Origin of the sequence: Ilumatobacter coccineus YM16-304 (assembly GCF_000348785.1) — a bacterium.
Lineage (GTDB): Bacteria > Actinomycetota > Acidimicrobiia > Acidimicrobiales > Ilumatobacteraceae > Ilumatobacter_A > Ilumatobacter_A coccineus.
Genome location: NC_020520.1, coordinates 4201131 through 4214357, shown reverse-complemented (window position 1 = coordinate 4214357; position 13227 = coordinate 4201131). Strand labels below are relative to the sequence as shown.

At 67.4% G+C, this 13227-nt stretch carries 11 protein-coding genes; 6 read left to right on the top strand and 5 right to left on the bottom strand.

Translation table 11 applies throughout. From position 1 onward, the window contains the following. Nucleotides 1-91: 91 nt before the first annotated feature. Nucleotides 92-544 (bottom strand): hypothetical protein, encoded by a 453-nt coding sequence (locus YM304_RS18625; protein WP_154723547.1) that lies wholly within the window; start codon nucleotides 542-544, stop codon nucleotides 92-94. Between the two features lie 338 nt (nucleotides 545-882). Here YM304_RS18625 and dnaX point away from each other — a divergent pair, with 338 nt between their 5' ends. The 3 genes from dnaX (at nucleotide 883) to YM304_RS18610 (ending at nucleotide 4731) form a co-directional block, all read left to right on the top strand. Then, on the top strand, nucleotides 883-2949 hold the full coding sequence (gene dnaX, locus YM304_RS23115) for a DNA polymerase III subunit gamma/tau (RefSeq protein ID WP_015443277.1): 2067 nt from the start codon (nucleotides 883-885) through the stop codon (nucleotides 2947-2949). Beyond that, nucleotides 2949-3560, top strand: coding sequence for a recombination mediator RecR (gene recR, locus YM304_RS18615; protein WP_015443276.1), 612 nt, complete (start codon nucleotides 2949-2951; stop codon nucleotides 3558-3560). The genes dnaX and recR overlap by 1 nt, the downstream gene beginning before the upstream one ends. A gap of 85 nt (nucleotides 3561-3645) precedes the next feature. Then, nucleotides 3646-4731 (top strand): phosphotransferase, encoded by a 1086-nt coding sequence (locus YM304_RS18610; protein WP_015443275.1) that lies wholly within the window; start codon nucleotides 3646-3648, stop codon nucleotides 4729-4731. 374 nt (nucleotides 4732-5105) lie between these two features. Here YM304_RS18610 and YM304_RS18605 read toward each other — a convergent pair whose 3' ends face one another. Further along, nucleotides 5106-6293: an acetyl-CoA C-acetyltransferase gene (locus YM304_RS18605; RefSeq protein ID WP_015443274.1), complete on the bottom strand. Its 1188-nt coding sequence runs from the start codon at nucleotides 6291-6293 to the stop codon at nucleotides 5106-5108. Between the two features lie 177 nt (nucleotides 6294-6470). Here YM304_RS18605 and ccrA point away from each other — a divergent pair, with 177 nt between their 5' ends. The 3 genes from ccrA to YM304_RS23110 all read left to right on the top strand — a co-directional run bounded on the left by ccrA (nucleotide 6471) and on the right by YM304_RS23110 (nucleotide 9540). After that, complete coding sequence (gene ccrA / locus YM304_RS18600; RefSeq protein WP_015443273.1) at nucleotides 6471-7808, top strand: crotonyl-CoA carboxylase/reductase; 1338 nt, start codon at nucleotides 6471-6473, stop codon at nucleotides 7806-7808. A gap of 61 nt (nucleotides 7809-7869) precedes the next feature. Then, nucleotides 7870-8517 carry an HAD family hydrolase gene (locus tag YM304_RS18595; protein WP_015443272.1) on the top strand — a complete coding sequence of 216 codons (648 nt, stop codon included), beginning with the start codon at nucleotides 7870-7872 and terminating at the stop codon, nucleotides 8515-8517. Between the two features lie 66 nt (nucleotides 8518-8583). Next, entirely contained in the window at nucleotides 8584-9540 is a 957-nt protein-coding gene (locus YM304_RS23110; RefSeq protein ID WP_015443271.1) for a methanogen output domain 1-containing protein, read from the top strand. A 17-nt stretch (nucleotides 9541-9557) separates the two neighbouring features. Here the strand turns inward: YM304_RS23110 and YM304_RS18585 are convergent, their stop codons facing one another. From YM304_RS18585 to radA, 3 genes are all read right to left on the bottom strand, one after another. Further along, nucleotides 9558-10613 (bottom strand): isopenicillin N synthase family dioxygenase, encoded by a 1056-nt coding sequence (locus YM304_RS18585; RefSeq protein WP_015443270.1) that lies wholly within the window; start codon nucleotides 10611-10613, stop codon nucleotides 9558-9560. A gap of 7 nt (nucleotides 10614-10620) precedes the next feature. Further along, nucleotides 10621-11664, bottom strand: a complete 1044-nt coding sequence (disA, locus tag YM304_RS18580) for a DNA integrity scanning diadenylate cyclase DisA (RefSeq protein WP_041300705.1) — start codon at nucleotides 11662-11664, stop codon at nucleotides 10621-10623. Nucleotides 11665-11776: 112 nt separating this feature from the next. After that, a complete protein-coding gene (radA, locus tag YM304_RS18575; RefSeq protein WP_015443268.1) occupies nucleotides 11777-13183 on the bottom strand; it encodes a DNA repair protein RadA in 1407 nt (468 codons plus the stop codon). Nucleotides 13184-13227: the final 44 nt, after the last annotated feature.

Below are 13227 nucleotides of genomic sequence, written 5' to 3'. Positions count from 1 at the left end.
CTGACGTGTGCATGCTCTCGCTCCGCTCCGGCGCCGAAGCCCCAGCGCAGCGGCCCGGCGCGACCGGGCGGCGCGGAGCCGTGGTGGCCGCTCACGACCCGTCCCGAACACAGCCGTTCACCCCGAGCTCGGAGGCGAGGTCGTTGCGGCCGAGGGTGAGTTCGGTGATCTCGGTGCTGATCGCTCCGATGCCGTCCGGGTCGTCGACGATCGTGGTGCTGAGCGCTCGGTATCGCCCGGCGAGCTCGGACGTGGTGGTGGCGAAATCGAGATGCGTGCTGCGCAGCGAACCGTCGACGAGGAGATCGCGAGTTCGTTCCGACTCGGCACCGAAGGCGAGCGCGACTTCGTCGGCCCAGTCGGTGGCGCTGATGCCGTCGGGAGGTGAGGGGAGCGCGTCGAGTCGAGCGTTGGTGTCGGCGCAGATCGTCTCGATGGCTTCGACGTACCCGTCGCCGACCAGCGCAGCGGTGTCGGACCCGCTCGACTGGCACGCACCGGTTCCGACCGCGGCGACGACCGTCAGCAACCAGGTGATTCGCATGCCCGAACTGTAGAACGGCCGCCCGCCCCCGCCCCGCCACACGACCATTTCTGCCCAGGCCAAATGTTGTCGCGTGAGGGTGATTTTTGCCCAGGCCAATTGTCGTCGCGTGGGGATGATTTCTGCCCAGGCCAAATGTGGTCGCGTGAGGGTGATTTTTGCCCAGGCTCGATGTGGTCGCGTGGGGGTGATTTTTGCCCAGGCTCGATGTGGTCGCGTGGGGGTGATTTTTGCCCAGGCTCGATGTGGTCGCGTGGGGGTGATTTTTGCCCAGGCCAAATGTGGTCGCGTGGGGTGGCGTCTTGGGGTGTGACATGGCATCGGTAGGGTGAACGGCGATGGCCACCCAGTCGCTGTATCGCCGGTATCGGCCTCGTCGCTTTGCCGAGTTGAAGGGTCAAGACCACGTCGTACGCGCGTTGCGTACGTCGGTCGCCGAAGGCCGTGAAGGCCAGGCATACCTGTTCTCCGGACCGCGAGGAACCGGCAAGACCACCTCCGCGCGCATTCTCGCCAAGGTCCTCAACTGTGAGAACCCGCAAGACGGCGAGCCGTGCTGCGAATGCGAATCGTGTATGTCGGTGGAACGGGGCACCAGCTACGACGTCCACGAACTCGACGCCGCCAGCAACAACGGCGTCGAAGCGATGCGCGATCTCATCGAGAAGGCCTCGCTCGGCACGCCCGGTCGGCACAAGGTGTACATCCTCGACGAGGTGCACATGCTCACCAAGGGCGCCGAAGCAGCACTGCTCAAGACGCTCGAAGAACCCCCGGCGCACGTCGTGTTCGTCCTCGCGACGACCGACCCGCAGAAGATGTCCGACACCATCCGGAGCCGCACGCAGCACCTGCAGTTCCACCTCCTGCCCGCCGACACGCTCAACGAGCACGTCAAGTGGGTGGCGAGCGATGCCGGTCTCGAGGTCACCGACGAAGCGATCGAGCAGGTGCTCGCTCAAGGTGGCGGGTCGGCGCGCGACACGCTGTCGGCGCTCGAACTCGTGGCCAACGCCGGCGGCGGAGCGTCCGAAGTCATCTCGCTCGACGAGTTCGCCGAGGCGATGATCGAGCACGAGCCGGGCCGAGCGCTCACCATGGCGGCTCACGCGATCAGTCGTGGCCGCGACCCGCGCACGCTCACCGAAGAGCTCATCGGCTTCCTGCGCAACGGCTTCCTCTCGTTGATGGCCCCCGAGTTGGTGCAGCTCCCGTCGCAACGCCTCGAGGCGCTCACCGAACTGGCGCGTCGCGTCGGCCCGGCCGGACTCGTCCGCGGGATCGAACAACTCGGTACCGCACTCACCGACATGCGCCATGCGCCCGACCCGCGAGTGCTTCTCGATGTGGCCATCGTGCAGCTCACGTCGGAGGCGGCGTCGTCCGACCTGTCGGGGATCGTCGCCCGGCTCGCCAAGCTCGAGCGGCAGATCGCCGACGGCGTGCCCGCGGGCGGCGGTGCCGCTGCACGTCCGTCAGCCCCGGTGTCGGCGGCGGCACAGGCGGAGGCGACCAAGCCGCCCGCTGATCCCGCCACCGGCCGAGCGCCGCTGGGCGGACGGGCCAAGCGAGCCGCGGCGACCGCCCCCGAGCCATCTCCTGCTCCCGACGCAACGCCCGCCGCCGGCGCCGCGGCTCCGGCCGCCGCCGAGTCCGCACCCGCCGCGGAGGCACCCGCGGCCGAGGCCGCGTCGGCACCGCCTGCCGACGACGTCACGGCGCCCATTCCCGTGGTCGACGCCGCCTCGGAGGCTCCGCCGGCTGCCTCTGCCGAACCCGACGCGGCAGCGCCCGTCGTGTCGAACGGCGAGGTGAAGGAGAGCGACTGGGACCAGATCAAGGGCGGGCTTCGCGGCATCACCCGCGCACTGTTCGCTCCGTCGGTGTTCGTGTCGGCCGGACTCAACACGCTCACGATCGGGCTGCCCAACGACTCGCACCGCGCCAAGTGCGAGCAGCATCGTGACGCGATCGAAACAGCGCTGTCGCAGCACATGCGCAGCAAGGTCACCCTCACCCTCGTCGACAACAGCGGTGGTGGTGGCCCCGGTGGCGACGGCGGTGGGAGCGACTCGCCGCCGCCCGATCCGGCTGGGGCAGGCCCAGCCGAACGGGCTCCCGAGCGTGCTGCTCCAGCCGGCGCAGCCGAGTCGGGTGCGGCCGGTGCGAATCTGCGTGCCGTTCCCGATGCAGCGTCGGGCCGAGCGATCGCCGAGCAGGCTCGACAGAGCGGTCCCGAACCCGACCCCGACGAAGCACTCGTTCCGACGCTCGCCGCGTTGCCCGACGACGACGAGATCGACCTCGACGACCTCGTCGACGCTCCGCCCGAAACGGTGAAGACCCCGATCGACCGCCTGGCCGACGCATTTCCCGGGTCTGAACTCGTCGACGACATCTACTGATGGCCTCCACCTACACCCAGCCGGTTCAGGTGCTCATCGACGAGCTCGGACGCCTGCCGGGCGTCGGACCGAAGTCGGCGCAGCGGATCGCGTTCCACCTGCTGAAGATCCCGGCCGACGACGTGGCACGCCTCGCCGAGGCGATCACCGTCGCCAAGGCCAAGGTCCGATTCTGCGAGCGGTGCTTCAACGTGGCCGAAGACACCTACTGCCCGATCTGTAAGGACGAGTCGCGTGACAACAGCATCGTGTGCGTGGTCGAGGAGTCACGGGACATCGTCGCCATCGAGAAGACCGGCGAGTTCCGGGGCAGGTATCACGTGTTGCTCGGTGCGATGAGCCCACTCGAGGGCATCGGACCTGAACAGCTCAAGATCCGCGAACTGGTGTCACGCATAGGGCCCGAAGGGATCGACGAAGTCATCCTGTGCACCAACCCGAACACCGAGGGCGAGGTCACGGCGATGTACCTGGCTCGGCTGCTCAAGCCGATCGGACTCGCGGTCACGCGCATCGCGAGCGGCCTTCCGGTCGGTGGCGACCTCGAGTACGCCGACGAACTGACGTTGGGTCGTGCCCTCGAAGGCCGACGCAGCGCGCTCGACGACTGACGACGCGAACCCGCTCGCACCGTCTCGCTCCGTCACGTGTGACGTCTGGCTCGTCATCGTCGCCGCGTGCTCGCGACGATGGGGCATGACCATCGATGTGCCGGCCGACCCGTTCTCGATCACCGCCGAATGGCTGACCGCGGTGTTGCCCGACGATGTGCTGGGTGGAGCGACGGTCGACGAGGTCCGTGCGTCGGACATCGGCGAGGGAACGGGCATCTTGGGGGCGATCGCGCGCCTGCACCTGACGACGTCGGGCGGCGACGGCTCGGCGCCTGCGTCGCTCGTCGCGAAGATGCCGTGCTCGGAGCCCGCCAATCTCGAAGTCGCGATCGTGCTGGGCATCTACGAACGCGAGCTCAACTTCTTCGAGACGATGGCTCCGACGACCTCGTTGCGCGTGCCCACGCCGCACGTGTCGATCCGGGGTGACGACGGTCGGTTCGTGCTGCTGATGGAGGACCTGTCGGGCGACTACGACGTCGGCGATCAGGTGGTCGGGGCCACGATCGCAGAAGCGGAGTCGGTGATCGACGAACTCGCCGGGTTCCATGCGCACTGGTGGGAGCACGACGACCTGGCGTCGATGGACTGGGTGCCGTATCCGAATGCGCCGGCGTACGCCGCTGCGGTCCCCGGCATCTACCGCGCTGGTCTGCCGGTGCTGCAGGACGCCTGGAGTGATCGCGTGTCGCCGGAGGCGATCGCGCTCGCCCTCGACATCGACCCGGTGTTCGAAGAACTCCTGGAGCGCACGGCGGGCGGGCCCGCGACCGTTGCTCACGGCGACACCCGGCTCGACAACATCCTGTTCGCCAAGGACGACCCGTCGCGGATCGCAGTGATCGACTTCCAGTTGATGCTGCGCGGTCGGGGCGTGGCCGACATCGCCTACTTCATCGGAACGAGCATCGATCGCGACGTCGCGGCGGCGAACTGGGAGTCGCTGCTCGGTCGCTGGCATGCGGCGGTCACCGCAGCGGGCGTCGACTACTCGTGGGACGACTGCCTGCTCCACTATCGGGAGGCGGCGATGTACTACCTGTCGGGTGCGATGTCGCTCCTCGGGAGCTTCGACACGGGCAACGACCGCGGTGCTGAGCTGGCCGCCGCCTACAGCACTCGGATCCTGGAGCACTGCGTCGACATCGACGCTCGCTCGGTGCTCTGAGCCGACCGCACCCGAAAATGAACTGAGGCACCATCTCCACGAACCGGTAGCGGGCGGACGGGCCGGTTCATTTCGATGATGCCTCAGAGGCTGTCGATCACCTCCGTGTGTCACGGTGGCGGTCGAGCGATCAAGTTGTTGCGATTACATTACGAAAATTCTGAGCTCTTGTCAAGAACTTGGGACAAAAGACAGGTCGATCGTCAGAATCTCATCAGAATCAGCGGAAAAACTGACGTTGAGCGAACTTTCGAACACGGAGAGAGCTTACTCACTCAACGTGGAATCAACGCCACGGAACGAAAGATTCTCGCGTTTGCCCTGCTCTCGGGTCGTCAGACCGTCGTGTCAGACCGTCGTGTCGGACCGTCGTGTCAGACCGTCTTGAGGATGATCGCGTCACCCTGGCCGCCACCGCCACACAGGCCGGCAGCGCCGACACCACCGCCGCGACGCTTGAGTTCGTGCAGCAGGGTGAGCGCGAGTCGGTTGCCGCTCATGCCGATCGGGTGACCGAGTGCGATGGCGCCGCCGTTGACGTTGACGATCTCGTCGGAGATGCCGAGTTCGCCGATCGAGGCGATCCCGACGGCAGCGAACGCCTCGTTGATCTCGAAGAGGTCGAGGTCGGCGATGGCGATGCCGGCCTTCTCGGCGGCGTTCATGATGGCTCGACTCGGCTGCGACAGCAGCGACGCGTTGTCGGGGCCGGCGACCATGCCGTACGACACGAACTCGCCGAGCGGTTCGACGCCGCGTCGCTCGGCCTCGGCCTTCGACATGACGATCACGGCCGATCCGCCGTCGGACAGTTGCGACGCGTTGGCTGCGGTGATGGTGCCGTCGGGGTCGAAGGCGGGACGCATCTTGGCCAGCGTGTCGACCGTGGTTCCCGGACGCACGCCTTCGTCGTGCTCGACGAGGATCGGGTCGCCCTTGCGCTGCGGCACCTCGACGCTCACGATCTCATCGGACAGGCGTCCTTCCTTGATGGCGTTCGCCGCTCGCTCGTTGGAGGCCGCGGCCATCTCGTCCTGCTGCTGCCGCGAGATGCTGTCGCCGGTGTAGCGCTCGGTGCCGAGGCCCATGAGGCATTGATCGAACGAGCACCAGAGGCCGTCGGCGATGATCGCGTCGCGGAGTTCGGTGTTGCCGTAGCGGAACCCGCCGCGAGCACCGTCGGCGAGGTACGGAGCATTGGTCATCGACTCCATGCCACCGGCCACCACGATGTCGGCGTCGCCCATCGCCACCATCTGGTGGGCGAGGTAGATCGAGTTGAGGCCGGAGAGGCAGACCTTGTTGACGTTGACGGCGGGGACCGACATCGGGATGCCGGCCTTGCTGGCGGCCTGACGGCTCGGCACCTGCCCCTGGCCCGCCATGAGCACCTGGCCCATGATGACGTGGTCGACCTCGTCGGGGGCGACGCCCGCACGCTCGAGTGCTGCGGCGATGGCGAAGCCACCGAGGTCGGCGGCCGAGAACGACGCGAGCGCGCCGCTCATCTTCCCGATCGGGGTGCGAGCGCCGGCAATGATGTACGAACCGTTGGTAGCCATTTCCCGAAACTAGTCCAGCGACTCTTCGCCGCGGCAAGACGACTCGCAGTCGGCGAACGGCGTACGACACCGACGCTCTGCGCGTCGGCGTGGTGACGCAGACCGTTGACGGGTCGGGGCGACGTCGATGGGCTACTCGCTTTGGTCCGGCCTGTTACCCATCGGTAACCTCCCGCCATGGACAAGATTCTCGAAGCGATCCAAGCCGGTGCGAGCGGCGAGGAGATCGCCAGTCTCCCCATTCCCGAGAGCTACCGCGCGGCGTACGTCAAGCGCGACGAGGCCGACATGTTCGAAGGTGTCGACTCGTGGGACAAGGATCCGCGCAAGAGCCTGCACGTCGACGAGGTGCGTACTCCCGAGCTGGCTCCCGACGAGGTGTACCTCGCCGTCATGGCGTCGAGCATCAACTTCAACACGGTGTGGACCTCGATCTTCGAGCCGCTCCCGACGTTCGGTTTCCTCGATCGCCTCGCTCGCGAGAGCGAGTTCGCAGCACGTCACCAGCGTGACGAGCACATCGTCGGTTCCGACGCCTCGGGCGTCGTGTTGCGCGTCGGTTCGGCCGTGCGCAACTGGAAGCCCGGCGATCGTGTCACGGTGCACTGCAACCACGTCGACGACCAGGACCCGTCGGCGCACGACGACTCCATGCTCGCCGCCAACCAGCGGATCTGGGGTTTCGAGACGAACTTCGGCGGCCTCGCCGACCTGTCGATCGTCAAGGCGAACCAGCTCATGCCCAAGCCGACGCACCTCACGTGGGAGGAGGCGGCGGTCAACGCGCTGTGCAACTCCACCTCCTACCGCATGCTCGTCAGCGACAACGGGGCCCGCATGAAGCAGGGCGACAGCGTGCTGATCTGGGGTGCCACGGGCGGCATCGGCGGCTACGCCACGCAGTACGTCCTCAACGGCGGTGGAACCCCGATCGGCGTCGTGTCGTCGCCCGAACGCGCCGAGATCCTCAATCGCATGGGCTGTGAGGCCGTCATCGACCGCAAGGCCGCCGGCTACCAGTTCTGGTCCGACGAGCACACGCAGGACGAGTCCGAGTGGCGGCGCTTCGGCAAAGACATCCGGGCCGTCAACGGTGGCGAAGACGTCGACATCGTGTTCGAGCACCCCGGCCGATCCACGATGGGCGCGTCGATCTTCGCTGCCAAGCGCGGCGGCACCGTGGTCACCTGCGCGGCGACCTCCGGCTACATGGTCGAGTTCGACAACCGACACTTCTGGATGAAGCTCAAGAAGCTCCTGTCGTCGCACTTCGCGAACTACGCCGAGTCGTACGCCGCCAACCGCCTCATCGACCAGGGTCGCATCCAGCCGTTGCTCACCGACGTCTTCTCGCTCGATCAGGTCGGCGAAGCGGCGCTCCAGGTGCACCACAACAAGGCCGAGGGCAAGCTCGGCGTCCTGTGCCTCTCGCCCGAAGAAGGGCTGGGCATCGACGACCCGGAGAAGCGCGACCGCATCGGCGAAGACAAGATCACCGTCTTCCGCAACAGCTGAATTCCGCGGCGTCGACGTCATCGTCGGCACGAAACCAGCAGGTCACTGGCACACTGCTGCGGTGACTGCACCACAGGCCCTGCTGGTCGACATGGACGGAACGATCGTCGATTCCGAGCCCTACTGGATCGAGACGGAAGGCGAACTCGTGGCCGAGTTCGGCGGAACGTGGACCGCCGACGACGCTCACTCGGTCGTCGGATTCGCACTGATCGACGCGGCCGTGGAGTTGCGCGATCGCGGTGGCGTCGACCTCGAACCGGAAGCGATCGTCGCTCGGCTGCTCGACCGCGTGATCGAGCGGTGCGGCGAGCACCTGCCGTGGCGCCCAGGCGCTCGCGATCTGTTGATCGAGGCCCGCGACGCCGGAGTGCCGTGTGTGCTCGTGACCATGTCGTGGCGCCGTTTCGCCGATGCCGTCATCGATGCCGCGCCCGACGGGGTCTTCGTCGGCTCGGTCACCGGTGACGAGGTCGTCAACGGCAAGCCGGCTCCCGATCCGTACCTCGCTGGCGCAGCCCTGCTGGGCCTCGACCCATCCGAGTGCGTGGCGATCGAGGATTCACCCACCGGCGTCGCGTCGGCACTCGCCGCGGGCTGTCGCACGCTGGCAGTGCCGCATGTGGTCGACGTGGAGCCTCAGGCCGGTGTCACCATCTGGCCCGACGGCTTGGTGGGTCGCACGCTCGCAGATCTCGCAACGGTCTGACAGGAGTTTTCAAGCTACTGTCGAGAAACATTCAAGGTCGTTGACGAAAGGACCGATGACGAGCACATGGAGTGGTGCCTGCCCCCGACCCACGAGTCAGCAGCCGTGCTCCGACGCGAGCTGACGAACTACCTCGAACGGCACGCGGTTCCGGGTGCCGACATCGGCGGCGCCCAGATCGTGATCTCGGAGCTGCTGACCAACGCGGTCGAATATGCGGGCACGATGATCTGGGTCGGTATCGACTGGCGCTCCACACACCCGGTCCTGTCGGTCCACGACCTCGGCCCCGACTTCGTGGTGCCGACCGGTGCGGTGGCGGCCGACGTTCCGAACGGCCGTGGGTTGAAGATGGTCGACGCGTTGTCGATCGACTTCACCTCGGTGAGCAAGACGGCTGGCGGCAAAGTGCTCCGCGCCGTCCTCGACGTCGAACGAGCATCGTCGCCTGCCACAGCTCAGCGGATTGATCCGACCGTGGGCCGGCTCCCTCACCTCGACGAAGCCGACGACGACGGGTACTTCGGTCGAGAGTCGTTCCTGCGCGCGCTCGTCGTCGACCTCGCGAACCACATCGAACTCGAGTACGGGCCGGCCGCCGCCGAGGACGCGGTGTCGCGCATCGGTGCCTCGATCGGTCGCCAGATGGAAGCTGCGTACCGCGACCGTCGCGGCATCACCGGCCCGCTCACCACCGAGCAACTCGTCGAGTTGTCGCTCGGTCTGAAGGAGGCGTTGTCGGGAGACTTCTTCGTCGTCAGTTCCGACGACGACAAGATCGTGTTCGGCAATCGGGCGTGTCCGTTCGGTGACTCGGTGCAGAAGGCTCCGAGCCTGTGTCGAATGACGAGCAGCGTGTTCGGTGGCATCGCCGCGCGCAACACCGGCCACGACGCGTCGATCCAGCTCGAGGAACGGATCGCCGTCGGCGACGCTGAGTGCCGCGCCGTGATGTGGCGTGACGCTCCTCCGGTCGACGTCGGTGTCACCGTGCACCGCGGCGACACCGGCTCCCCGGCGTAGAGGCTGTCGAATCGCTGCTAGTCGGGATAGTGAGCGGCGACGTTCGCCGGATAGCTCCGGCAGAAGTAGTTCCACAGCTGTTCGCCGTAGGTGCTCGCGCTGAGCTCGCTCGCCATGTCGCCGACGCCGGCATCGGTCTGCTCGGAGCTCGCCATGAATCCGGCGCGTCGATGCCGCTCGCTCGCGGCCACGGCATCGGTGAACCGGCCGGGGAGCTCGATCGGTGTCAGCTCGGTGTCGAGCGAGGGGCCGTGAAAGTACGCGGCCGACAGTCGCTCGGTGGTGGTGATGACCCGATGTGCGGTGGCCACGAAGTAGTTGCCCGTCATCGCCTGCAGCATTTCGCCGAGGTTGACGACGAAGGCGCCGGGCACGGTCGGCACGTCGATCCACTCGTCGCGCGGGTTGAGGACCTGGAGGCCGGCCGTGGGGCCCGGTTGCAACAGCGTGAGGAACCCGGTGTCGTGGTGTGCGTTGACCCCGGCTCCGCCCGCCGGCGTGGGCGGGTAGTGGATCATCTTGGTGAGCGACATCGGCTGCTCGCCGAACAGGTCGGCGAAGTGGTTCGGCTCGAGGCCCAGGCCGATGGCCAGCAACTCGAGGATCCGGTCGGCGAGGTCGCCGAGGTCGCGCATCCACCGGAGCGTGAGGTCGCGTTGCCCCGGGAGCACGTCGTCGGGCATCCATTGGTTGGGGCCGAGCAGACGCAGATGGGTGGGGCCGTCGGTCGCGTCGTCGACCGCCGGCCACTCGGTCCAGAGGTCGATCTGCTCGCGTACGTCGACCCGGTTGTTGGTGAACTCGGAGCCGACGGCTTCCCATCCACGGAAGTGGGGTGATGCGAGCTTGTCGATGAGCCGTTTGTGGTCGTCGTCGAGCGCGAAGAACCGTTGCATGAGTTCGAAGACGTCGTCGATGAGCGACGCGTCGATGCCGTGGTCGGTGACGACGACGAAGCCGATCTCGTGGCAGATCGTGCACAGCCGTTCGGCGAGCGCACCACGTTGTCGGTCGTCTCCGGCGAGGTCGGACAGACTGACGATCGGAATCGACTCGAAGCTGGTCGGAGTCATCGCCTCGTCAGTTGTACTGGTCGAGGATCGCCGACTCGGTGACCCGTGCAATCGTCTCGCGGACGTCGGCAGCGGTGGCGGCGTCGACGCCGTTGACGGCGGTGAGGTCGTCGACGGTCGCCCGCTGGAGCTTGGAGAGCCCGTCGAAGTGATCGGCGATCGCGTTGGCGGAATCTCCCGAGAGGCGGTTGGTGCGGTGCAGCAACCGCAATCCCTTGGGGGAGACCTCCTGGCCCAGATCGTCGGGGTCGCCGATGCGATGGAGGGCGCGAGCGGCGAGCCGTAGGTCGTGGACTTCGTCGTCGGTGAGACGCGACATCTCGGCGAGGGTGTCTTGGACGGACTGGCCGTCGGGGACGTAGTCGGCGACGACGTGTTCGAGTTCGTTGTCGATCTCGCCGTACAACTCGTCGAGCTGGAGGCGCAGCAACCGTGCATCGACACCGAGCTCGACGATCATGGTCTCGATCTCGTCGGCGATGCGGTGGACCAGTTCGCCGCGTTGGACGACGGCGGCGACGTCGCGCAGCGTGGCGACGTCTTCGACCTCGACCGCGGTGAGTTTGGCGATGGAATCGTCGAGGCGGGTCTTGTACCGCTCGAGGGTCTGCAGCGCCTGGTTGGCGCGTTCGAGCAGACGACCGATCTCTTGCAGCTGGCGTTTGCCGCCTCGGGCGTAGACGTTGATGACGCCCATCTCTTCGCTCGCCGACACCACGGGCACGTCGAGTGAGCGCGCGACGCGCTCGGCCGTGCGGTGACGGGTGCCGGTCTCGCTCGTGGGCACCGTGGGGTCGGGAACGAGGTGGACGTTGGCGCGGGCGATGCGACCGCCGTCGCCGGAGATGATGATCGCGCCGTCCATCTTCGCGAGCTCGGAGAGCCGCTGCGGGCTGTACGGCGCGTCGACCAGGAATCCACCGGAGCAGATCGACAAGACGTCGGGACCGTCGTCGAGGACGAGGAGTGCGCCGGCCTTCGACCGCACGACGCGCTCGATGCCGTCTCGTAGCGGAGTGCCGGGAGCGACGCGGGCGAGGGCCCGGCGCATCTCCTCGTTGGCACTCCCGAAACGCGTCTCCATGGCCCCAGTGTAGAGGGCGGCGCGAAATCGGTCGTCGGGAGAACTGCAAACGCTCGATGAACTCACGTCGACCTGCTGCTCAGACGGCGCGCAACCCCGAGTCGGCGCTGCCGTCGAGCCCGGCGGCGCGCAGCGCTTCGATCACGGTCTGGACGCGGATGAGTCGCACCTGGGCCCCGAGTTCGTCGTCGGGCTCGGGTGACTTCGCCGGCACGATGACTCGCTTGAATCCGAGGCGCGCCGCTTCGGTGACGCGGCGCTGCGCGTGGCTCACCTGCCGGACTTCACCGCCGAGGCCGACTTCGCCGAACACGGCGAGATCAGCGGGCAGCGGCGTGTCTCGCATGGCGCTTGCCACCGCCAGGCACAGACCGAGGTCGAGGCCGGGTTCGGTGACCTTGGCCCCACCGACGGCAGACGCGTAGATGTCTTGCTCGCCGACCTTGAGGCGTCCGCGTCGCCCGAGGACCGCCATGAGCATCGACATGCGGCCGCTGTCGAGACCTTGGGCGCTGCGACGCGCCGGAACGTTGGGCATGGCTTCGTTGGTGAGCGCTTGCAGTTCGAGCACGATCGGCCGGCGTCCTTCCATGGTGGGGACCACGGCGGACCCGGGGACGCCGGTCCGGCGATCGGCGAGGAACAGCGTCGACGGGTCGGGGACGGCGACGAGGCCGGCGCCGACCATCTCGAAGAGCCCGAGTTCGTTGGTGGGTCCGAAACGGTGCTTGACGGCGCGGAGCAGGCGCAGCGCATGGTGGCGGTCGCCTTCGAACTGGAGCACGGTGTCGACGACGTGCTCGAGCACTCGCGGGCCGGCCAGGTTGCCGTCTTTGGTGACGTGGCCGACGAGCACGATGGCGATGTTGCGGTCTTTGGCTTCGGTCACCAGGCGGTGCGCGCAGCCGCGAACCTGGCCGACGCTGCCGGGCGGCGACGACAGGGCGGGGTCGGCGACGGTCTGGATCGAGTCGATGACGACCAGTTCGGGCTGCGTGTCGTCGATCGCCTGGATGATGTGGGGGAGTGCCGTTTCGGCGTGCAGCCACAGGTCGGGCCGGATGGCGTCGAGGCGCTCGGCGCGGAGTCGGACCTGTTGGCCACTCTCTTCGGCGCTGACGTAGAGCGTGGTGCCCGACCGGGCGGCGAGGAGTTGGAGCAGCAGCGTGCTCTTGCCGATGCCGGGCTCGCCGCCGAGGAGGGTGACCGAGCCTGCGACGAGGCCACCGCCGAGCACGGTGTCGAGTTCGTCGATCCCGGTGGAGATGGGGCGGGCGAGATCGGTGGGCACGTCGCCGATGCGCATCGGGCCCGACCGTTTGGTCGACGGCAGCGGCAGGTCGGCCGGGTCGTCACCGCCGGTGATCTCTTCGACGAGGGTGTTCCAGTCACCGCATTCGGTGCAGCGCCCGGCCCATTTGGGGCTCTGGGCGCCGCACTCGGTGCAGGCGAACGTGGTCTTGATCTTGGAGCTCTTCCCGGCCATGGGCAACATCATGGCACCGGGGTACCTCAGAGTCGAACACCCGT